The 23,590-nt window shown below is 35.8% G+C and carries 18 protein-coding genes, 1 tRNA gene and 2 riboswitches; of the genes, 5 read left to right on the forward strand and 14 right to left on the reverse strand.

All coding sequences use genetic code 11. The annotated features are described in order from the left end of the window. Nucleotides 1-87: 87 nt before the first annotated feature. The 3 genes from hydE to trhA all read right to left on the reverse strand — a co-directional run bounded on the left by hydE (nt 88) and on the right by trhA (nt 2,964). The gene (gene hydE, locus P3F81_RS11825; RefSeq protein WP_147669575.1) at nt 88-1,104 is read right to left on the reverse strand and encodes a [FeFe] hydrogenase H-cluster radical SAM maturase HydE; all 1,017 of its coding nucleotides are present in this window, start codon (nt 1,102-1,104) and stop codon (nt 88-90) included. A 43-nt stretch (nt 1,105-1,147) separates the two neighbouring features. Then, a complete protein-coding gene (metA, locus tag P3F81_RS11830; protein ID WP_147669574.1) occupies nt 1,148-2,086 on the reverse strand; it encodes a homoserine O-acetyltransferase MetA in 939 nt (312 codons plus the stop codon). Between the two features lie 75 nt (nt 2,087-2,161). Next, a riboswitch (SAM riboswitch) is annotated at nt 2,162-2,263 on the reverse strand. Between the two features lie 56 nt (nt 2,264-2,319). Beyond that, complete coding sequence (gene trhA, locus P3F81_RS11835; protein WP_147669573.1) at nt 2,320-2,964, reverse strand: PAQR family membrane homeostasis protein TrhA; 645 nt, start codon at nt 2,962-2,964, stop codon at nt 2,320-2,322. A 386-nt stretch (nt 2,965-3,350) separates the two neighbouring features. On the opposite strand from trhA, the gene P3F81_RS11840 reads away from it, so the two are divergent. The 3 genes from P3F81_RS11840 to P3F81_RS11850 all read left to right on the forward strand — a co-directional run bounded on the left by P3F81_RS11840 (nt 3,351) and on the right by P3F81_RS11850 (nt 7,081). Next, nucleotides 3,351-4,652 carry a DUF2157 domain-containing protein gene (locus P3F81_RS11840; protein ID WP_147669572.1) on the forward strand — a complete coding sequence of 434 codons (1,302 nt, stop codon included), beginning with the start codon at nt 3,351-3,353 and terminating at the stop codon, nt 4,650-4,652. A gap of 130 nt (nt 4,653-4,782) precedes the next feature. Continuing rightward, nucleotides 4,783-4,873: riboswitch (cyclic di-GMP riboswitch) on the forward strand. A gap of 103 nt (nt 4,874-4,976) precedes the next feature. Further along, a complete protein-coding gene (locus P3F81_RS11845) occupies nt 4,977-6,773 on the forward strand; it encodes a sensor domain-containing diguanylate cyclase (protein ID WP_147669571.1) in 1,797 nt (598 codons plus the stop codon). A 232-nt stretch (nt 6,774-7,005) separates the two neighbouring features. Beyond that, nucleotides 7,006-7,081, forward strand: a tRNA-Thr gene (locus tag P3F81_RS11850). Nucleotides 7,082-7,385: 304 nt separating this feature from the next. Here the strand turns inward: P3F81_RS11850 and P3F81_RS11855 are convergent. Next, nucleotides 7,386-8,516: an alkaline phosphatase family protein gene (locus P3F81_RS11855; protein WP_147669570.1), complete on the reverse strand. Its 1,131-nt coding sequence runs from the start codon at nt 8,514-8,516 to the stop codon at nt 7,386-7,388. Between the two features lie 327 nt (nt 8,517-8,843). Here P3F81_RS11855 and P3F81_RS11860 point away from each other — a divergent pair, with 327 nt between their 5' ends. Continuing rightward, entirely contained in the window at nt 8,844-9,821 is a 978-nt protein-coding gene (locus P3F81_RS11860) for a diaminopimelate dehydrogenase (protein ID WP_147669569.1), read from the forward strand. A gap of 74 nt (nt 9,822-9,895) precedes the next feature. Here the strand turns inward: P3F81_RS11860 and brnQ are convergent, their stop codons facing one another. From brnQ to P3F81_RS11910, 10 genes are all read right to left on the reverse strand, one after another. Further along, on the reverse strand, nt 9,896-11,212 hold the full coding sequence (gene brnQ / locus P3F81_RS11865; RefSeq protein ID WP_147669568.1) for a branched-chain amino acid transport system II carrier protein: 1,317 nt from the start codon (nt 11,210-11,212) through the stop codon (nt 9,896-9,898). 176 nt (nt 11,213-11,388) lie between these two features. Beyond that, nucleotides 11,389-12,123: a tRNA threonylcarbamoyladenosine dehydratase gene (locus P3F81_RS11870; RefSeq protein ID WP_309320425.1), complete on the reverse strand. Its 735-nt coding sequence runs from the start codon at nt 12,121-12,123 to the stop codon at nt 11,389-11,391. Next, a complete protein-coding gene (locus P3F81_RS11875; RefSeq protein ID WP_147669566.1) occupies nt 12,113-15,247 on the reverse strand; it encodes a condensation domain-containing protein in 3,135 nt (1,044 codons plus the stop codon). Before P3F81_RS11875 ends, P3F81_RS11870 begins: the two co-directional genes overlap by 11 nt. 194 nt (nt 15,248-15,441) lie before the next feature. Then, a complete protein-coding gene (locus P3F81_RS11880) occupies nt 15,442-16,665 on the reverse strand; it encodes a dicarboxylate/amino acid:cation symporter (RefSeq protein WP_147669565.1) in 1,224 nt (407 codons plus the stop codon). Between the two features lie 183 nt (nt 16,666-16,848). Continuing rightward, nucleotides 16,849-18,066 carry an HD-GYP domain-containing protein gene (locus P3F81_RS11885; protein ID WP_309320426.1) on the reverse strand — a complete coding sequence of 406 codons (1,218 nt, stop codon included), beginning with the start codon at nt 18,064-18,066 and terminating at the stop codon, nt 16,849-16,851. Between the two features lie 14 nt (nt 18,067-18,080). Continuing rightward, the gene (locus P3F81_RS11890; RefSeq protein WP_147669564.1) at nt 18,081-18,773 is read right to left on the reverse strand and encodes a uracil-DNA glycosylase; all 693 of its coding nucleotides are present in this window, start codon (nt 18,771-18,773) and stop codon (nt 18,081-18,083) included. Between the two features lie 70 nt (nt 18,774-18,843). After that, a complete protein-coding gene (locus P3F81_RS11895) occupies nt 18,844-19,368 on the reverse strand; it encodes a 2-oxoacid:acceptor oxidoreductase family protein (protein WP_147669563.1) in 525 nt (174 codons plus the stop codon). Next, a complete protein-coding gene (locus P3F81_RS11900; protein ID WP_147669562.1) occupies nt 19,365-20,180 on the reverse strand; it encodes a 2-oxoacid:ferredoxin oxidoreductase subunit beta in 816 nt (271 codons plus the stop codon). Before P3F81_RS11900 ends, P3F81_RS11895 begins: the two co-directional genes overlap by 4 nt. Then, entirely contained in the window at nt 20,177-21,325 is a 1,149-nt protein-coding gene (locus P3F81_RS11905) for a 2-oxoacid:acceptor oxidoreductase subunit alpha (RefSeq protein ID WP_309320427.1), read from the reverse strand. Before P3F81_RS11905 ends, P3F81_RS11900 begins: the two co-directional genes overlap by 4 nt. Beyond that, entirely contained in the window at nt 21,318-21,524 is a 207-nt protein-coding gene (locus P3F81_RS11910) for a 4Fe-4S binding protein (protein ID WP_147669560.1), read from the reverse strand. Before P3F81_RS11910 ends, P3F81_RS11905 begins: the two co-directional genes overlap by 8 nt. Nucleotides 21,525-21,897: 373 nt before the next feature. On the opposite strand from P3F81_RS11910, the gene P3F81_RS11915 reads away from it, so the two are divergent. Next, nucleotides 21,898-23,580 (forward strand): PAS domain-containing sensor histidine kinase, encoded by a 1,683-nt coding sequence (locus P3F81_RS11915; RefSeq protein ID WP_147669559.1) that lies wholly within the window; start codon nt 21,898-21,900, stop codon nt 23,578-23,580. The last annotated feature ends 10 nt before the right edge of the window (nt 23,581-23,590 follow it).

The following is a 23,590-nucleotide window of genomic DNA, read 5'->3' on the forward strand; positions in this document are numbered from 1 at the left end:
CATCGCCAAACATTATGTGATCAATGGAAAAAATCAATTCGTCTTTCTTCAAAGTGGCTAAAATAAATAGAGATGACTAAGTCACCTCTATTTATTATTTCTAAATCCATATCCTTCGGAAATTGTCCTACCAAGAGCCAATACCTTTTCACAAATTACCGCTCTGCTCTTTTGCGGTGTATCATCTATTCCACTTTTACCTGGATAGAGCTGATATTTTTTTCTATATGATAAAGATGTAACATTTGGCATGATGACGTTTGCACCACCTTGTAATGCACGAAATCTTGCCGTCTTATCCAGTGTTTCCATTGCTGTTGTTGCTGGAATATTAATGTCTGGCATTAACAAACGAATGAGTGCAATCACTTTTAGACTCAATTCCAAATTGCCACTTCCACAATCTGCCAGCGGCGTTGCAGGATTTGGTATGAACGGCCCTAGTCCAACCATATCTAAAGGAAATTCTTTAAAAAACAAAATATCCTCCGCGATGGATTCTAGCGTTTGTCCCGGCAATCCAATTAAACAACCTGAACCAACTTCATACCCAAGCCTTTGCAAATCTTCCAAACAACGCACACGATTTTCAAAGCGCATTCCTGGATTCAATTTATGATATAACGATTGATCTGTCGTCTCAATGCGAAGTAAATAACGATCAGCACCAGCCTCTTTATAAGCTTTATATTCTTCATAAGTTTTCTCGCCAATGCTAAGGGTTATCGCTACATCCATTGATTTTATCTGCTTTAATATCGCTGTCATTTTATCTACCGAATAGCTATCATCTTCGCCAGATTGCATTACAATTGTTCTGTATCCTAACGCTTTTGCCAGTTTTGCTTCCGCAACAATTTCTTCTGGAGATAATCGATACCGATCTACCTCTCTATTTTCACATCTTAATCCACAATAACAGCAATTCTGCTTACAGTGGTTAGAGAACTCAATAAGACCACGTAAATGCACTTCATCGCCAACGTACCTTTTCCGTACAGAATCTGCGGCATTTGCAAGTTCGCTATAATCACCTAAAAGGACTTCTACTATTTCCGCTTTATTTAGCTGCTGGCTTTGCATCACTTTTTCGATTAAATTCATGTTTTCATCTCCATGACTGCATCATTGGCCAATTTAAATATAATTAGCCAATTCCATTATTATAGAAAAGTTTCGTTAAGTCAAATGGTGTTTCTTGATATACATAATAATTTAACCAGTTTCCAAACAATAGATTAGCTACGCTGCGCCATTTTACTAATGGCACTTGCGTCGGATCATTATTCGGATAATAATTGCATGGAATATGCATATCCATTCCGGCTTTAATATCGCGATCATATTCCGCTTTTAGCGTCATTGGATCATATTCAGCATGGCCTGTAATGAAAAATTGTCGTTTCTCCAGATTTGCCACTGCATAAATTCCTGCTTCGCCCTCTGCCTCAGAAAGGATTGTAAGTTCTGGAATTTTCTCAATGTCTTCTTTGCGAACTTCAGTATGCCTGGAATGAGGCACATAAAACTCATCATCAAAGCCTCTAAATAATGGCTCGTAATCTACATTTCTCGTATGTTTATATACACCAAACACCTTGGGGCTTACTGGATACTTTTTAATTCCATAATGATAGTATAAGCCCGCCTGTGAACCCCAACAAATATGAAATGTCGAATATGCATGCGTTTTACTCCATTCCATAATCTCACAGACTTCTTCCCAATAGTCAACTTCCTCAAACTCCATTTGTTCCACCGGAGCGCCAGTAATAATAAAGCCATCATAATTTTTATGCTTTACATCAGCAAAAGTCCCATAAAATTGTGTCAAATGCTCTTGAGATGTATTTTGTGGTGTATAGCTTGCAGTATAAATAAAATCAACTTCTACTTGAAGCGGAGAATTTCCTAAGAGCCGTAATAATTGTGTTTCAGTTACAGATTTTATCGGCATTAAGTTTAAAATTAAAATTTTTAATGGACGAATATCCTGACTGTACGCTCTATCATCATACATCACAAAAATATTTTCCTTTTCTAAAATGCTTGTCGCCGGTAAATTATTGGGAATCTTAATTGGCATAACTAAAACACTCCTTTATTCTCGTATAAAAAATCAAGTCCCTTTCTCAGAGAAAGGGACTTTTATTGCCACACAATCTCATCTTTCAGGAATTCTCCTGCTGGAATTAGCACCACTGCACCACGTGCCGGTTGCTGGGTTTCATCGGGCCAGTCCCTCAACCTCTCTTGATAAGAAATTTATTTAATTTTTGATGAATATACTACCACAATCTAAACCGCTCGTCAATGATATTATCCTGTAATTGATAAAGGTAAAACATAGCCAATAACAGCGATAAAATGCATCGCACTTCCAGCCAGAACAAACATATGCCAAATCGCATGATTATAAGGAACTCGTTTTGCCAAATAAAAGCCTGCACCTGCAGTGTAAGCAAGTCCACCAGCAATTAACCAATAAATCGTCTCAATCGGTACACTTTCCATTAATGGGCGAATAATGATTAAAGCAAACCACCCCATTAAAAGGTAACAAACCGTCGAAAAGATTTTAAAGCGTTTCACAAAGAAGGCTTTGAAAATAATTCCCGTCACAGCTAGTCCCCACATAAGTCCAAAAACAATCCAACCTAAAGTGCCATGAAGTGGAATTAATGCAAAGGGGGTATAATTTCCCGCAATTAGCACATAGATTGCAGAGTGATCAAGGAATTTAAAGAAAGCTTTCTTTTTCTCATTAGTAAAACTATGATACAAAGTAGATGCTAAATATAATAAAATTAAAGATACTCCATAAATCGTACCACTTACTAAGTGCCACAAACCACCATAGTTACCCGCAACAACAATCATTGCAATCAAAGCAGCTACAGATAATACAGCTCCAACACCATGCGTAATGGCATTAATTAGCTCCTCACATTTTGCTCTTAACATGCTACCTCCAAATAATTTATTTATGATATATATTATACCTCCCTTATAAAAAAATTGAAACAGTATTCGGCTTGAAATACAAGCCGAATACTGTTTCTTTTTGAGCTAGCCCTCTATTCTTTAGCAGCCCCAGCCGCCGCCACAACAGCAGCATAACAATATTATAACGATAATAATAAACCAAACCCAATAGCAATTTCCACCGCCATAAAAGCCCATAATAAAACGCCTCCTTGAAAGATAATGCAGCTCTTAGCTACTGTATACTATGAACCCAGACGCTTTTTTGCTACTATTACAATCATTACCTTCATAAAATTAAAGGAAACTAAAAAACAATAGCGAAAAAATAGTTGTTAAGCTATATCTATTGGAGGTAATCACTTATGAATCAGTCGCATTATGAATGGCTAAAATCACAAATTCCCATATTAATAGATAAAAAAATAATTTCATCAGATACAGCGCAAAATATCCTTAAACATTATGATATCGAACAAGAGGAAAATGACGATAAATTCAATCGTATTGTAACTTTCATTGGCGTTATCTTTATCGGGCTTGGGTTGCTCCTTGTTTTAGCCTATAATTGGGATAACCTAACTCGAGCATCTAGACTTTCAATCGCAGTAGGACTGTTATTCATTTCTCAAATCGCAATGTTTCTCGGAATCGTTTACAATAAATTAACAAATACCTATAAGGAATCATTAGCCGCCTTCCAATCTTTAATGATTGGCGCTTCAATCTCTCTCGTTGGGCAAAATTATGAAATTGCACTACACCTGGATACAGTTCTACTCATCTGGATGTTTTTAATTTTACCACTTGCATATCTGACTAGAACTGTTTCACCAGCTATTTTATATAGCATTCTCAACATGATTTGGCTCATTGATAATTTCAGTACACCTCAAGCGATCAGCGTTTGGTTATTTATCATCCTGCTTATTCCAATTTATCGTCATTTTGATAAAAATATGATCATTTCCTCAACCCCTTTAGCTTGGTTAATCGTAATTAATTCATTAGCTGCATTTATTCTTACCTTTGAAAAATATTTCAGCGATTTAATGATGCAATGTTTAACTTTGTTTTTCTGCTTTCTTTTTGTTATCGGTAGTCATCTCGAAGTAAAGACAGCCGTATCTCGCCGCCCATTAACAACCATTGGTGTTTTTGGGCTCATCACTTCCTGTTATTCACTTATTTTTTCAATCTGTTGGCAAAACGTTCCTCAAAATTTCACAAATCCAGTATGGTCTATTATTCTAATCCTCAGCATATTATCTTTAGGATTTAGTTATAAACTCTTCCAAGTCAGCAGCAATTTATTAACAAAACTTCTTTTAGCCTCACCTATTATAATTATCACTGCCTGTCTTCTCGCAGTATTTACAATGCAAGAAATTTATTCGGTTTCTTTAGCTAGTATTTATTTGTTGGCAATTGGACTTTTATTAATGGAAAAAGGATTTCGTCAAGCAAATTCTGCTCTATTAAATATGGGTATGCTTTTAGTTAGTTTTCTAGTAACAGCAAAATTCTTTGATTCTACAATTAGTTTCTGGAATCGAGGCATCGCATTTATTATCATTGGGTTCATATTTATTTTAATAAATTTCCAGATGATAAGACAAAAGAAAAATATTGAAGGTAAAACATCTTTTTCCTCGAAAACAAAATAATTCAATGGGAATTAACCATATAAATCCATGTTTTTATGTTTTTTACCACTAAATCCATTGCTTTTTGTGTTTTTCCCTAGTATAATAGTCCTACGAGTATAAACACAGAATGAAGAGGGTTTAATATAATTAAATAAACGGGCAAACTTTTCGAAAGATTAGGACGCAAAGCTACGGGTCTAATATACATGTTATTGTATGACGACGGCTAAGTTGCATTTATTTAGGAACATGTTTTAATGTTTCTCGCTAGCATTTGCAGGCATTATCTTTTGATAATGCCTTTTATTTTTTATTATTAAAACCAATAAAAGAGGTTGGGCTATGGAAAATGTTGCGATATTTAAATATTTATCCACATTCATCTTAGTAGCTTTGATTTTTCTCCTATATAGGAAGAGCAAAGAAATAGAGAGATTAGAATCCGCGAAAGATGAATTATCAAATATCCAAAAAGATATGGGGCTATACTGTCAAAGAATTAGTGATGATTTATCTTTAACTTTACAACCCTCGGATGGACTTCTGTCTTTGACTGTTTATACCCCCGAAGATATTCTTCTTAAATTCAACAACCAATTTGCTGAATTAATCCACACCAATGATAGACCTAAAGTCCTATCAGCATTTATTGAAGCAAAATCAACCAATCAAAATATCGAGATCAACTTTCGGTTGCGTCATAGAAAACTTAATATTATATGGATAAAAAGCATCATTTCTTACTCATTGCAAGAAAAAAATTTTTGTTGTTTGATGGAAGATATTACAAAATACGTAGAATCAAATCAACGCTTAAAACAAGCTGAAGCGGATATCGAGACTATCACAAATAATATTAGTGGAGGCGTTGCAACTTTTAAATTTGATGATGATTTGACAATCCTGTATGCAAATGATCGCTACTATAAAACGATTGGGTATTCCCAAGATGAAGTTTCGGCTATTTACAAGAATAAATCTATTTATTTTATTGCTCCAGATACCATTGAACAACAACGTTACGTCATTAAAGAACAAATTAAAGAGAATAAACAACTTACTTTTGAAATGAAAATCTGTAAAAAAGACGGCTCATATCTTTGGCTTAGAGCTACTGGGCATCTAAAATACAATGCTAACAATGAAGCAATTTTCCCTTGCGTATTAATGGATATTACAAACCTAAAAAAAGCTGAAAATCAATGGCAATTAGAAAATGAACGCTATCGCGTTGCAACAGAACTAACCAATGATACAGTCTTTGATTACAACATCATTACAGACACTCTAGTGCATACAAAACAAGATAACAATGCTTATCCCTGCACCCCAATTATTCCGAACTTTTCTGATAATATTTTCAATCTTCCGTTTATCCATCCAGATGACAAGTCAATTTTAAAAAGTTTTTGTTCCGATTTACAATCTGGAAAATCGACTCTGCTTGCCGAACTTAGGCTTTTAGGCGAAAATAATCATTACATCTGGTGTAATATTAAAGGAAAAACGATTTATTCTGATGACAATATCCCAATTCGAGTGATTGGGAAAATTATTAATATTGATTCACAAAAAAAACAATTAGAGTATTTACGGCAAAAATCACAAAGTGACTCTTTAACAAACTTGTATAATAAAGCTACAACTCAGGAATTAATTGACCGTTACATCGCCACACATTCACAGAAACAAAATCATGCATTAATGATTATTGACATTGATGATTTTAAAGCAATTAATGATACTTGTGGACATTTATTTGGTGATGAAGTTCTAATGCAAGTAACAACACAATTGAAAGCCTTATTTGGTAAGGAAGATATTGTAGGTCGCATTGGTGGAGATGAGTTTGTTGTCTTTATGGGGAATATCCAATCAATGAGAGATATTCAAGCTAAAGCATCTACCATTAGCCGCATCTTTAGAGATACTTGCTATAGAGAAATGCAGCCACTCTCAATCTCTTGCAGCATTGGCATTTCCCTTTATCCAAATGATGGAATGACCTATGTTGAACTTCTTAATAACGCAGATAAAGCACTTTATAGCACTAAACACAGCGGGAAAAACAGTTTTTCCGTATTTGATTCACAGGACAATATTGATTATTTTCTTGCCAGAGATAAAATGAGCTTCTAACTTTTCTCTCCCAAATCATTTAAAGCATAATAGGAGTTGCTTGCCTTGAAAAAATATTTATCCGATCCCCTAAATCTTCTATATACAATGATTATCGTTCTACTTCTCGTTTTCACTTTTAATGAGTATGTATATAATGGATTTATTGATATAAATTTTATCTATTGGTTTAAGTGATCTCCCATTATAGTTGACATTTTATGAGAACAGGAATAAAATATATATTGTAATTGCTGATATAGCTCAGTTGGTAGAGCAGCTCATTCGTAATGAGCAGGTCGTAGGTTCGAATCCTATTATCAGCTCCATAGATAATTCAAGGCTTCCTAGCGTTTAGGAAGCCTTTTTATTTTGCTTAAAAGTGGTCTATTGTCCCTTATTTGTCCCTTATTGTGAAAAATCCCATCAAAAAACACCCTTTTCATTAACTTTTATTCACTGCTTCATCTAAAATATTATCCATTGTATCCGCTAATTTTTTATGGGAGAAACACCGTCGTAGGGCTTTCTCTTCTCGATTACTTAGACAAAAGGCTGTAAACTCCATTTATATTGACCGTTGAAGGCTCAGCGTATGTCTTTGCTATTTTCCAATTAATAAGATATGGTAAATTATTTGTCGATTATTCCATTCTGATAATATTCAAATAGATATGATGAAATATCTTTATGATATTTATAATTATTTTCTGTCTTCTCTGGATTAAAAGCTATTAAAGGGATTTCTCTTTCATACAGTGAGCCATGAGTCCTAGATTCCTGCGTATAAATAAATTCTTTTTCAATTTCACCAAAAGCAATGTCTTTTCCGGCAAGCAGTACATAATCTCCGATTTGTTCTATTGGAAGATGATATGTTTTCGCAGCTTCCTCTTTGGTAAGAATCTGCTCAATAAATGAATTTTCCTTTGCAAAATTATAAAAAGCATCCTCCTGTATCCGGTCTTTCAGGAACACATAAAGCATTCCTCCTTCCTGGTAAATGTGATTTTCAATGTATCTGTCCTTCAGCGGTGGCAGACAGTAAACATCAAAACCAGCATTGTTAGCGATTATTGAGAAGTTTACAATTGTTGTCTTTTGATTCATGCCATGGTCTGCCGTTATATAGATTTGCCGTTCCGGATCAAGTGAGGCGATTTTCTCAATATACTCATCTATGACTGCAATTTGTTCTCTTGCTTCTTTCTCCCCCGGAGCAAAATGGTGGAATACATAATCATTGGTTGTACAATAAACAAAATCGGGATTGTCCGTTTTGATGCAATGATATGCTGTTTCTATAATCCAGCGAGTAGCCTCTACGCTGTCAATCGCAGGAGGCATTTTTAAATTATATCGTTCCAACCATTTTCCGTTAGGAGATTGAGCACTGATTCCAATATCAACCCCATCCCCATATACACCGAGCACTTTTCCCTTTACAGTTAAAAGTGCTGTTGTTCCACCTAATTCCTGATAACGCTGTAAAATTGTTTTGGCTTTCATATAACCGCGTTCCTCAATAAATCCTTCCTGCTTGGTAGTTGGATTATAAAAATAGTTTCCTATGACTTTAGTTTCTTCTGGCCATTTTCCAGACAAAATGCAAGCATGATTTACATTCGTAACAGATGGCATAGCGCATTGTACGTTTTTAGCAAACCCCCTCTTTCTGGAAAGTTGAAATATATTTGGAGCAGTTTCCTTTGTTAAATAGTCAGGCCTACAACCATCAATGACAAGTACCATTACTTTTTTCATCATATATCCCTTTCTAAATGTAAGTTTATTTTTTATATCTTGATAATAAAAAACTAATCCGCCTGTAACTCTTTTAGCTGGGTTCGAATGGTTAAAGTCACGTTCCTATCCCCGCACTCTTGCCTTTTTCCATTATATCACCTATTCATAAGGTTGGAGAATCTTGTTTTTTAACTTTACATCCCTTAAGCAAAAAAATTCACACATTTTTTGTCGATTATGCATGAATTTATCTATTTTTTTGTTATAATTATTCCATGATGAAATTCGCCCGATTTTTATCGGCAAATATCATTATAATCAGACTGAATACTTTGGAGGTATCCTATGAAAAAGACGATAAAAATTGGCATCGTTGGTTACGGCAATTTAGGCAAAGGTGTCGAATTAGCCGCAACACAATGCGATGATATTGAATTAGTCGCTGTATTTTCCCGTAGGGAATTAACTGAAACGCAAAGCGGTGTTCCCGCTGTCAGCTTAGATAAAATTGCCGAATATCAAGGTAAAATTGATGTTATGTTATTATGCGGCGGATCTGCAACCGACCTTGAAGTACAGGGCCCGCTTGTTGCGCAGTATTTTAATACAATCGATAGTTTTGATACGCATGCAAAAATCCCTACATATTTTGCATGCATGGATGAAACTGCGAAAAAAGCAAATACCGTATCCATTATTTCTGTAGGCTGGGATCCTGGTCTATTCTCTTTAAATCGCCTATTGGCTACTTCCGTTTTACCAAATGGGCAAGATTACACGTTCTGGGGTAAAGGGGTAAGTCAAGGTCATTCCGACGCAATTCGCCGTATCGCCGGAGTAAAAAATGCGAAACAATATACGATCCCAAAAGAAGAAGTAGTCAATGCTATTCGAAGTGGTGAATGTCCTGCGATCAAAGGCAATGAAGTGCATTTGCGTGATTGCTATGTCGTTGCTGAAGATGATGCTGATTTAACTGCGATTGAAGCAGCGATTAAAACAATGCCAAATTACTTCGTTGGCTATGAAACTATAGTTCATTTCATTTCTGAAACTGAATTTAATGAAAAGCACACAGGTATTCCTCATGGGGGATTCGTATTTAGAAATGGTCAAACTAGTCCAGGCACAAATCATGTGATTGAATTTGCCTTAAAACTCGACAGCAATCCTGAATTTACCTCAAGTGTATTAGTTGCTTACGCACGTGCAGCTTATCGACTAAAACAACATGGTGGTAGTGGAGCAAGTACTGTATTTGATATCCCATTTGCATGGTTATCCCCAAAATCAGGAGAAGAGCTAAGAAAAGAATTATTATAATTTACTTTTACTTAATACAAAAAGACGGAGTGAAAGCGTACATAATGTACGCTCACTCCGTCTTTTGCATTTTATTATTTTCGAAAGAATGAAATGATATAACCTAATACCGCCCCAACAATAGATGGCACTACCCAACCAAAATTAAATGTATATAACGGTAAATACTCTGTGCAAAGATGATGGATAAAATCAAAGTGAATGTTTGCAGCCTGCATTCCATCGAATATACTAAAGATAAAAGTCAAGCCTAAACTTCCCCAGTAAACTTCCCTTCTCTTTCCGAATAATTTTTCGGACATAGACAACAAGACTAGAACGATAACCATTGGATAGATGCCGACTAAAAATGGTACCGATAAATTAATTAGACTTGTTAATCCAATATTAGAAGCAGCCATGCTGAATAATACAAACGCAGTTAAGCATTGTTTATACGTAATTTTCTTATAAAATAAACCACTAAAGAAAGTGGCACAAGAAGCAGATAAACCGCAACTTGTCGTTAAGCAAGCAAAGCTAATAATAATTGCTAAAATAATATTTCCCATATGTCCAAAATAAAGGTTTGCAACACTCGCTAAAATAATACCGCCATTTTCCGACTGCCCTAATACTTCTACGCTAGTTGCGCCTAGATACGCCAGCGAAACATACACCAGCCCCATCAAAGTCGCGGAAATTAGACCCGCAATTGTACAGTATTTCGTAATATCAGCGGGTTTATGAATGCCTTTATCGCGCATTGAATTTACTACAATAGAACCAATTGCTATAAAGGCCAACAAATCCATTGTCAAATATCCTGATTGGACACCTTGCAAAAACGGCACATGGTAATATGCCTCCGTAGGTGATTCCAATGGGCCTAATGGTGCAACAATTCCCTGTAATACAAGCAATGCGATAAAAAACAATAAGATCGGCGTTAATAATTTTCCTACCCAATCGACTAACTTTGATGGATTTAATGCAAGAAAATACGTAAGCCCAAAGAAAATAAACGTATAAACAAACTGACCTATCGCATCATATTCCGGGCTAAGGAATGGTCTAAATCCAACTTCAAACGATACCGCACCCGTACGCGGAATCGCAAATAAAGGCCCAATCGTCAAATTTAGAATAACTAACATAGCAAGCATAAAATATCTATGCACTCTATTTTCTATCATCTGTGTATAATTACCACCTGCTAATCCAATTGCCAAAACCCCAAGCAAGGGCAATCCTACACCAGTAATTAAGAATCCAGACATTGCCGAAAACATATTAGATCCCGCAGCTTGTCCTAAAGCTGGAGGAAATATTAAATTGCCTGCACCGAAGAAAATTGAAAATAACATCAATCCGAACGATATTATCTCAATCTTCGATACTTTTTTATACATTTAGCATCAACTCCATAATTAAATTTTCCTTCAAAAGCAGTCCCTTCCATACGCACAAAAAGACGCGTTAAGGCATTTCTGCCAAAACGCGTGTCGGCATTCAATAAAATCACTTCAATTCCATGACAATTATTATAACATATCTTGCGTAAACTCGTAAACCTTTATTTTGGGCACTATCTTACCAAATCTTTTACTACTTCCCCAGCAATAATCAATCCTGCAACAGAAGGAACAAACGCTACACTCCCTGGAATCTGTCTTCTATATAGATCAAATTCCTCGGTTTCAAATGGCGTAATTGCAGGCTCCTGTGAGTAAACGACTTTTAATGACGGAATTTCCCGCTTACGCAATTCTTTGCGCATGACCTTTGCTAATGGACAAATATTTGTTTTATAAATATCTGTTACCTCAAATTTCGTTGGATCAAGCTTATTTCCCGCTCCCATACTGCTAATAATCGGAATGTTTCTTGACTTGCATTGCACAACTAAATCAATTTTCCCTGCTACTGTATCAATTGCATCAACCACATAATCATAATTTTCTTGAAAAAAATCTTCTGCCACTTCAGGCAAATAAAACTTTTCTATCGCCGTGACCTCAACGTTTTCATTAATCGCTAAAATACGTTCTTTCATCACTTCAACTTTTGCTCTACCAATTGTCTCCGTTGTTGCATGCAATTGTCGGTTAAGATTTGATTTTGCAATCGTATCTTTATCAACCAATACAAGTTTACCTACGCCACTCCGCACCAATCCTTCAACGACATAGCTCCCAACACCGCCAATTCCAAATACAGCCACCTTACTATCATTTAACTTTTTCAACGATTCTTTGCCGAGTAATCGCTCCGTACGCGAAAATCTATCCATACTATCACCTTTACTTTTATCAGTTTGCATTTATCCAAAGCCATTTCAATCGATCCAATTGTTCATGCAGTTTCTGGATCAATCGCAATGCGAATTCCGGCTTCGCTTTCATAAAATCACGAATTGCTTCCGCCTTAAATTCTAATATTAACACATCTTGATTCATTGCCTCAAGCGTAGTCTGTGAAATCGTTACTCCATCCGCTAAGCTCGCACTACCAAAAAAATCTCCATTTTTATAGATTCCTATAGAATTTTCCCAACCAATCACATTCCTCTTACTACTATCAACAAAGCCATCCCAAATAATGATAAATTTATCGTTAAAATCACCTTCCCAGGCAATGACCTCTGCCGGTGCATATAATACCTGCTTTCCTTTCTTCGCCAGACTAAATAATTCTGCCGAGTTGAAATCTTGTACGACTGGCAGCTTACTTAAAAATTGGATTCTCTTTGTTAAGGCGACTTCAACTAAAGCATCAAACACATCTAGATCAACTTCATGCCATTTAAAATTCAATTGTTCCAAATATTTCATCGTCTTTTCAGAGTCAATACGATATTGCGTCACTTCCTTCTCCGAAATCCAATCCGATCTTGCAATGATGTTTTCAATATACTCTTTAAACCCTAGCCTACCAAAGTTTTTATATAATAAATTTACAAATTCAATATTACTCACTTCTTGTAGTTCCATATGAATTGGTGCAGAATTCAATACATGCCCTAAGTTGATCACCTGCTCACTATGAACATGAAAAGTATACTCTTTCTTGCCTTTTCTATTCTGTATTGCTACGATTGCTCGTGCAACATCATCTACACGACTAACCTTAGGATTTACAAAATCTCTAGGAACAATCCCTATATTTACATAGGCAGAAAACAAATTAAAAAAAGATATCTCCGCTAAATTTTGCGGCAATTTTCCTTTCGGCGCAGGTAATAACAAATCACCAATTCGATAGATCGTCACAGAAAGTCCTTCCGCTCTTGCCTTTTCAAGTTCTTTTTCCGCCTGCAATTTTGTTTTAGCATAGTAAAATCTCATCTTTTGTCCAATATCACTGTCAAACTCATTAAAATGCACCAACAGTTTATCCTTAACATCGCCAGATGCGATAGACAAAGTGGACAGATAAACAACATCAACTAGATTTTCTATTTTTTTTGCAAACTCAATGAGATTTAATACTGCCTGGACATTTTCTACGTACAAATCCTTGTCGTTATCTAGTGGTATCGCCTGCACAGAATTTAAAACCATATCAATATTCTGCGCGAGAAGCTGTGCATCTGCCCGCGATACCCCAAGGTTAGTTTTACATATATCACCCACGATTATGTGAACTCGAGGCGATTCCAAACAAAGTGTTGCCAAACTTTCACCTAAATAGTAATCTAGAATTCCCTTTATCTTCGCCTTAGCCATCTCTTCTTTTTCTGCTCCCACAAGAAGATATAACTCACATTTACTCTGATAAAACAGTTCATAAAATATATGTACGCCAACATATTCATCAGCACCAATAAGTAGTACTGCCTTATAGTCATTTTCTTCATTTTTTGAAAGTTCTTTTGGTACGGAACAATCATTTTTTTTTGCTTGCGCTGTCTTTTTACTACTATCTAGTTTTGGACTTTTCGTTAATCTTAATTTTATCTTTTGTAAGTGCGCTCTTTCCTTAACCATTGTCAGCCAAGTCGCAGCATCTTTACTATATGAGTTCTCATTTAAGTCTACTTGTCCTTTATCTACTTTATTTTCAAATTCTACCTTGCTCCCCAGATCTGCTAGCGCTTGACTTGGCTCATCAATAATTACAGAAATATAGCGTTCAAATGCTTTTAGCCAATTTTTTATCGTACTTTGCTTAAATAGCTTATTGTAATAAATAAATCCAATCGTTAAATGACTGCCCAAATCCTGTACCGTAAAAGATAAATCGAACCAACTCGTCCTCACTGGGATTAAAAAGGGTATCGTCTCCAAAGCCCCATGCATTTTTGCACCACTATCTGGCAGAAATTCAAAGCTTACATCACAAAGCGGATTTCGATCAGCTCGTTGTTGAACCTTGAGCTCCTCTAATAACGTGGTAATAGGATACGACTGATTTAATTTCGCTTCTTCTAAAAGCAAGTAGTTTTTTTCCAAAAAATCAATAAATGTTATTTTCTTATCAGGATTCGTACGAATTCCATGCATATTTGCAAACATTCCAGGAATATTTATCACATCTTTATACATTCTACCTGCAAAAGGAATTCCAATAATAATATCCTCCTGCTGACTTAGTTGCGATAAAAGTCCAGAATATGCGCTAAAAAACAATGCACAAAGCGAAGTTTTCGTTTCACATACAAAACCTCTAATTTTTTCACTCAATTCCATACTTAAATCAAGACTCGCCTCTGAGCCACTACGATCCATGATTGCAGGACGCATATAATCCGTTGGCATATTCAATAATGGTAAATCCCCATTCAGCATTTCATGCCAAAACCGTCTGCACTTTTCATAATCTCTTTCATAAAACCGACGTTCCTGCCATACTGCAAAATCATGATAGGTTATCACTGGTTTATCCAGTGATTTACCACAATATAGCTTCATCAGCTCATCAAAAAGTATCATTAGCGAACGGTTATCTAAAATGCTGTAATGCCCTGCTAAAAATACATAATTTTCAGTTTTCGATACCTCAATTAAACCAAAGGAAAACAATCCCGGTTTATCCGTTTGAAATGGCTTTAACCAATCATAAATAACATAGGGAATATCCACTTTATTCGCAATAGTTTTAAAAAGTTTTTTATAATGCACTTTCCGCGCAACTTTTTGGTAGCCCCGCCCATCAACAGCGATAAAATATGTTCGCAAAATCGCATGACGTTCAACCAATTGGTCAAATGCAGCTGCTAACTTCGCTTTATCAAACTCCCCCTTAATGAAAAATACTTTTGATACATTATAACGTACTTCATGGTCCACCATTTTTTGCAAAATGTATAGCTGCTGTTGCTCAGGCGTAACGGGATATTTATTATAAGTAGATGCAACAGGAATTAGAGTGTCCTCACCATAATAAAATTGACTTGCTACATAACCGCTTTTATCATTACAACACCCATTTGATTTTTCCGTCATACGCAATCGCTCCCTTCCGTATTCTCTTTAATATAGAAGAAGTATTTCATTAAGTTTTCTCATTTATATGGTAGAAACGGGAATTTTATCACCGTACTCTCTATTGATTATATTCGCACTTTAACTTACAAATCCCCTTTAATAAAACAAAAAAACTCCTCCGCCGCCAGCGAAGGAGTTTTTTTGTTTTATTCTTATTCGTCGTCTCTAAGTCCATCTACAATTGTTGCGCAAGCTGCATCACCAGTGATGTTAACTGCCGTTCTAAGCATATCAAAAATTCTATCTACACCAAATAGAATTGGCAACGCCACAATTGGAATGTTTGCCGCCATCAATACTGCAACAACAAGAAGCGTAGGTCCAGGAACACCCGCTTGCCCTACAGCACCTAATGTTGAAGTAACAATAATTGCAATATATTGCGCTGTTGTAAGCTCCATCCCAAACATCTGGGCAAAGAAACACGCGGCTAATGCATAATATGCTGCATTCCCATTCATATTAATCGTAGCACCTAACGGAAGCGCAAAAGAAGTGGTTTCTTTCGACACTTTTAATTCATTTTGTACAGTTGCCATATTTAACGGTAAAGTGGCCATAGAAGATGCCGTCGAAAACGCAAATAATTGTACCTTATACATGCTTTTGAAAAATTGTGCAAATGTAACCTTTTTCGCAAACAACGCTACAGATCCACCAATCATAACAAAGTTCACAAGTCCAAGCACCAAAATATAAATACCAACTAAATATGTAATCTTTACTAAAACGTCATAACCAAACGTACCTACAGCATCTGCCATTAAAGCAAATACACCAATTGGCGCAACATACATAATTACTGTCATGATGTTAATTAATACCTCAGTCATATAGTTGAAAACATTAAGTAAAAATTCTCTCTTTTCTCCAGAAAATTTCGCAATTGAAAAACCAATAAATAATGCAAATACTATAATTTGTAGAATATTTCCTTCAGCAAGTGCGGCAAATGGGTTAGATGGAACAAATCCAATCACTGTATCCCAAAAACCAGGTAATGCTCCTTTATCGGCAAATTCATTTGATGCGATTGCATTAAATGTTTCTAAGCTCATGCCTGCACCAGGTTTGAAAAGTTCGCCGAACAAAAGACCAATTACGACTGAAGCTATTGTTGTCACTGCATAATAAATAAATGTAACAATACCAATTTTCCCTGCCGATTTGGAATTTCCTAGAGAAGCGCCACCGCCAACTAACGAGAAAAAAACCATTGGCACTACAACCATTTTTATCAATTGCATAAATAAATCACCTATAGGGGCAAACATTTTTGCCGATTCCCCCATTAGCAAACCAACTACAGCACCAAGGACCGTCGCCGCGATAATCCATGTGCCTAACTTGCTCAATGCGTCATCTGACTTTGACAATACAATCCCTCCTATAAAATATTATAGATAAACAGCTTATCTTGACTACACTATAACCTTTTTCCACAATTTTGTCCATTCAACAAATAAAAACCATCAATATATTATGTGAAATCTATAAAATTTTATCCGATGATTTAGCCGCCCCCCTCTGGAGTAACAATCATCTTATTTATGTAAACTCTAAATAAACGCTCGCGCATCTTGATAATGCTCAAATAAAAGATCTATAATCTGCTTATCCAATCTGCGATACTTTGCCATTTTCCCCATGATATCCTTTACTTTTTCTTCAGATAGACTTTCTCTATAGGGACGATCTTCTGTCAGCGCCGTAAAAACATCTGCTACAGCTAATATTTTTGATCCTAAAGATAGAGAATCTTCTGATATACGAAATGGATATCCTGTGCCATCCAACGTTTCATGATGGTAAGCTGCCCATTGAGCAATTTTTTCAAAATTATCAATTCCTTGCAAAATACGATAAGTATAATAAGTATGCTGTTTAATCAGTAAATACTCTTCCTCCGTCAACTTCTCTGGCTTTTCTAAAATCTCATTTGGTATCGCTAGTTTTCCCAAGTCATGCAAAAGGCCTGCAATTCTCATCTCTTTTACCTCAGATGGACTAAAACCTGCTTGTTTTGCTAAATACGCTGCTACTTCGGCAACTCCACGAGAATGTTTTGCTGTATATCGACTCGTTTTATCAATAATAATCGAAAAAATATCTGCAATTTCTGTTACATCTTCTAATGTATAAGAGATTGAACCATAGACATCAAGACTGCTAAAAAATACTTCTTTATAATTTGGATTTATTAGATCTAGCCAAAAGGCTTCTGATTTCGCACATTGATTAAAAGCATCTACCAAATTTGGATCAAATGCAGTACCCGATTTCTCATCTACATAATCTAAAATTTTGTTTTTCTGATCGAAAATATATGTACCCGGATAAATAGAAACTTCTATTCTATCCGCTAAATGGATAATTCGCGAAGCTAATGGAATTTTATCTCCTGCTAATCCAGATGGATTGCCCCCGCACCAATTATCATGATGATATCTAATGGGCTTCGCTAATTTCTCAAACCGTTTTGATAACAAAAGCAATTCATATCCTTCTTCAGCATGCAAATAAATCCGCTTAGAATTATCATCCATCGTTCTTAGTAATTTTCGTTCTTCCCAATTGGATACTGCACCAATATCATGAATCAAAGCAGCATAGACAACCTCCTGCCACTTTAACTCCTCCAGCTTCAATTCTTTTGCAATACAATCTGCAATAAGCGCCGTCCGCCAATGATGCGTTGACATTCCATTTACCGTTAGCTCAAGTGCCATGGATAAAGACTTCATTAAATTCATAGGGTGAATATCAAAAAAGTGCACCTTTTCAACCCCTTTCAAGTATCCGATTGAGGTCTTTCAGGAAGCTGCCAGTCAATCGGTGTTCTGCCATTTTTAATAAGATATGCATTTGCCTGTGAAAATGGTTTACTACCGAAAAATCCGCGATGGGCCGAAAGAGGACTTGGATGCGGTGATTTTAAAATTAAATGTTTTGAATTTGTAATCATAGCTGCTTTTCGCTGGGCAGGACTACCCCACAAAATAAAAACCAGCGGCTCTGAATTTTCATTTAAGAGTTCAATTATACGATCGGTGAAAAACTCCCAGCCAACACCTTGGTGTGAATTTGCCTGCCGTTCACGAACAGTTAATACCGTGTTTAATAATAATACACCCTGCTTGGCCCACGAAGTCAAACAACCGTGACTTGGAATTTTGCAATTCAAATCGCTCTTAAGCTCTTTAAATATATTAATTAAGGATGGTGGTGGTTTAACTCCTGGACGCACAGAAAAACTCAAACCATGTGCCTGTCCCGCGCCGTGATAAGGATCTTGCCCTAAGATGACAACTTTCGTCTCTTTATATGGAGTATAGTGAAGTGCATTAAAAATATCATACATACTCGGGAAAATTCGCTGCTGACGATATTCATCAATTAGAAAAGACCGTAAACTTTTATAATACGGTTTTTCCAATTCTGTATTTAAAAGCTTTGCCCAATCATTTTTAAATATTTCTGTCATTGTATCATTTCCTTAAAAAAAATCTTCTTATTTGTCTATTGTAACACAAATAAGAAGATTTTTAATTTATTTAATCAATTGCATGATAACCAATCATTAATGCTTCCATATTTTTTTCAATCGTTGCTGGCGGCACACGCCTAGCCACCACTTCTTTTATGGTTTCCAGTTGAACTAAATTCGATAGTTTTACTAATAATCCAAGTGCAACAACGTTGGCAAATAACGATTTTCCTAGCCCTTCGACAGCAAGTCTAGTAATCGGTACTTTTATTACATTTGGATGATTCGGCACATGCGGAACAAGTTCTTCGTCAACGACAAGCAATCCCTCTGCAGACAAATCATGATAGTATTTATCGGCAGCTTTTTGCGTCATTGCCAATACAATGTCCGGATGTGTTACTTTCGGATGATAAATAAAGCTGTTAGAAATAATAACCTCTGCTTTCGATGCACCACCGCGGGCCTCCGGCCCATAAGACTGCGATTGCACAGCTTGCTTACCTTCCACAACTGCACCTTCAGCAAAAATAATCGCCGCTGTTATAACACCTTGCCCACCTGAGCCTGATAATCTAATCTGTTTCATTATTTTCCACCTCCAGCTAAGTCAATGACTTTTTGATAAGCTGTTGTGTATTCTGTTGTCGAAGCTTTATGCAAAATTCCGATAGGGAATTTATCTTCACGTTTTTCTTCAGGCAATTTATCAAAAGCAGCTTGCATTACAGCGTGTTCACTCATCCATTTTAACATTGCTGGGGCATCACCTAATTTATTTTTTCTACCATAGGAAATAGGACATTGCGTAATTGCTTCAATAAAGGAGAAGCCGTCATTATCCATTCCTTGTGCAATCATATCAGCTAGATGCTTTACATGGAATGCCGTACTGCGCGCAATATACGTAGCCCCTGCTGCTCTCGCTAAGTCACATGGATCAAACGGACGATCAATTGAACCATATGGCGCTGTAGTTGCTTTCTTCGTAAGTGGAGTAAGCGGAGATGCCTGCCCACCGGTCATCCCATAAATATTATTATTGAACAAAATCACCGTTAAATCCACGTTTCTACGACAGCCATGAATAAAATGATTTCCTCCAATTGCCGTACAATCTCCGTCACCTGTGATGACAATAACATTTAATTCGGGATTCGCTAATTTAATTCCCGTTGCAAATGGAATTGCTCTTCCATGTGCTGTATGCAAAGTATCGAAGTTCATATACCCTGACGCTCTTGAAGAACATCCAATCCCCGATACAATAATCGTTTTATCTTGATCTAAATTTTTCTTTTCTATCGCTTGCACAATCGCCTTCATTACAATCCCATTACCACAGCCAGGGCACCATAAATGAGGCAATCTGTTTTGGCGAAAATATTTATCGTAACTTCTCATTTCAGCACCTCCTGATCTAATTTTTCAATTGCTGAAGTAACTTCATCTGGCGTAAAGATTTCCGTATTATATTTTGCTAATAGCTTGACTTTAGCCATCCCATTTGCTGCCCGTTCTACTTCATGAACTAATTGCCCATAGTTAAGTTCAGGTACCAAAATCGCTTTTACTTTTGTAGCAACTTCTTTAATTACTTTATCGGCGAATGGCCAAATCGTCATTAACCGAACCATACCTACTTTAATTCCCTTTTTGCGCGCAGTTTCAACCGCGGCATAGGCTGTACGGGCTGTACCGCCATAAGCAACGACAGCATACTCAGCATCTTCCATAAAAAATTCATCATAATGCGTAATTTCATCTTGTACACGCATAATCTTTTCATGCAAACGATGAATAGACTCTTCTGTTACTTTCGGACTTCCAGAAGGGAACCCCGTTTCATCATGAATAAGTCCCGTCACATGAATACGATACCCTTGCCCAAAATCTGCAACATTTGGAACCAAGTCCTCTGTCGGGCGATATGGTTGATACCCTTCTGCACGTGTGCATGTTGGTTTACGCCGTGGATAAACCTCAATATCTTTTATTGCTGGAAGTTCTACACATTCTCTTAAGTGTCCAACAATTTCATCTAATAAGATAATAACTGGTGTTCTAAAACGTTCCGCATAATTTACTGCTTTTATCGTAACATCAAAAGTTTCTTTCACAGTCCATGGTGAAAGCGCAATCATTGGATGATCACCATGCGTACCCCAACGAGCTTGCATAACATCCCCCTGGGATGGTGATGTTGGCTGCCCTGTCGAAGGACCTACACGTTGTACATTGGCAATAACCATCGGAATTTCAGCAATTGCGGCAAATCCTATCAATTCCTGTTTTAATGAGAACCCCGGACCCGACGTAGCTGTCATTACCTTTTTTCCTGCCAATGAAGCTCCTAGTATTACAGCTGCTCCACCAATTTCATCCTCCATTTGAATAAACTTACCACCGTATTTGGGTAACAAATCTGCCATTGTTTCAGCAATCTCCGTAGAAGGTGTAATTGGATATCCACCGAAAAAGCGAACTCCTGCAGCTAATGCGCCTTCTGCACAAGCCTCATTCCCCTGCATTAATCTAGCTTTACTCATTTGCATTCACCTTCTTATCTATATAAATCGCATAATCTGGACAACGTAATTCACACAAACCACAAGCAATGCATGCCTCAGCATTTACCACTTGCACTTTGCCTAATGTATCTAAAGCTAATACAGCTTTAGGGCAAAAAGTTACACAAATCTTGCAACCTTTACATCTTGCTTCTTTAATCGTTATAGATACGCTCATAAAGCTTCCTCCTATATCCTATCAAAACATTCATCTTTAATTAAATGCCAAACCCCTAAAATACTTTCTTATAAGTGCACTATACAATAATAACAAAAAAATTATAAAAAAGCTATTATATTGTAAATGTATTCAAAAAACATCCAATAATAACGTACATTTATATAACAATTGATCGGAATGCTAAATTATTTAAAGCAAATAAACTTCTTCTTCTCTAAAATAAAGCTATTATCGAGATTTTTCAAAATAAAACTTTAGATTCTCTGTATAATTTTGTTTCTTTAAGTATTATTTTTCTATTTTATGGAGGATATCATCTATAGAGAACGAATATTTTATTCATTGATTTTTATCTGTGGAGGTGCACTCCTTGCCCACACTTTTATCCGATTTTTCAACAACTTTATTTGCAGGATTTCCTTCACTTATTGCAATATTTATTTTTGCGTATCTTTACTTATGTTATCGTAAAAAGTATCTTTTTCTTTGGTTATTCTCTTGTTTTGCTCATACATTTCGCATAAAATTTCTCACCATGGTTCCCCTTAATTTACCGTCTGATTTTTGGCAGATTTATCAGTTTACATGCATTATTTCTATCATTTTAGATTTATATACAACAAATACTTTGCTAAAAATTAAAAATAGAAAATCTTGGCTATACTTTTTTTTCACATATATTACGTTTCTCATCCTTACGTCTATCTTCAACTTTCCATTTTATACCGTATTGACAATTTCGTATATTGCGCTTTCTTTTAGCTCTACTAGAAATGGTTATATGTTTTTAAAACATTTACCCAAAAGTATTCATGCGAAAAATATCGCAGCATTTTCATTCATTGCTTCAGGTCTACTGTTTTTTATTTCAGCAATTTTATGCATAATAGAAATCAACCAAAAACTTTTTTTGTTAGTCGAAGTTTTTCTAAGAATCCTTATAATCATTGGATTACTTTCTGTGTTTTTAGAAAAGAACAATTACGATTTAACCAGTGAAAAAATTCGCTATCAACGATTAACTGAAAATTTACCTGATACAATTTGTCGATTTCATATTCACCCAAACCTTCGTATCGATTATATAAGCCTTGCTATCTTAAAATTAACGGGTTATCCCCCTAAAGAATTTTACGATAATCCTCACTTAATTTACAGCATTATATATCACGAAGATCATCATATTTTTAAAGTTTTAAAAAAACAACCTTCTACTTTTTGCTCTAATCATAATCCCCCAAAACAATACCGCATCATCCATAAAAGTGGTAAATTTATTTGGGTGGAACAGACCTTTTCTCCTTTTTTCGATAATAATAACAATATTATAGGATTTGAATCGCTTATTCGCGATATCAGTCTAAAGCGCTCTCTAGATAAAGAAATGCTTCACTTAAACAATATGAAAATCATCGGTCAAATGGCAACAGAGGTAGCCGATCGTGTCCGAAATCCTTTAACTACAATTTCCGGCTATTTGCAGCTCTTTTATATAAAACCCGAATTTGAAAAGCAACGCAGTAAATTACGTCTTGCATTAAACGAAATAGAAAGCTGCAATAAATTTATTCAACAATATTTATTACTAAGTAAGCAAAAAAATCTTGAGCTGACAAAAAGCAACCTAAATGACATTATTATAGATATTCAATCTATTTTAAATACAAAAGCTTGCAACCTTGATGGATCCCGCAGAATAAACATTCATTTAAATTTAAACCCACTACCCGATCAAATGCTTGATATAAGCCAGATTAAACAGCTTCTCATTAATTTAGCTACAAACGCCTTTGATGCCATGCCCTACACTGGTACATTAACAATCATCACCCTTGCAACACCAAATTCAGTCATTCTAACTATTCAAGATGAAGGTTTTGGAATTCCAGAAGAATTTCTTAAAAATATTGGTCAACCATTTTTTACAACCAAAGAGATGAATTCAGGGTTAGGTCTATGTATTTGTTACAATATCGCAAACTTACATCAAGCTGAAATTAATGTCGTTTCAACTCCCACAGGCACAACTTTTGAAATTACTTTTCCTTTATAAATAAAAAGCG

The organism is Selenobaculum gibii, from assembly GCF_030273445.1.
GTDB lineage: Bacteria > Bacillota > Negativicutes > ICN-92133 > ICN-92133 > Selenobaculum > Selenobaculum gibii.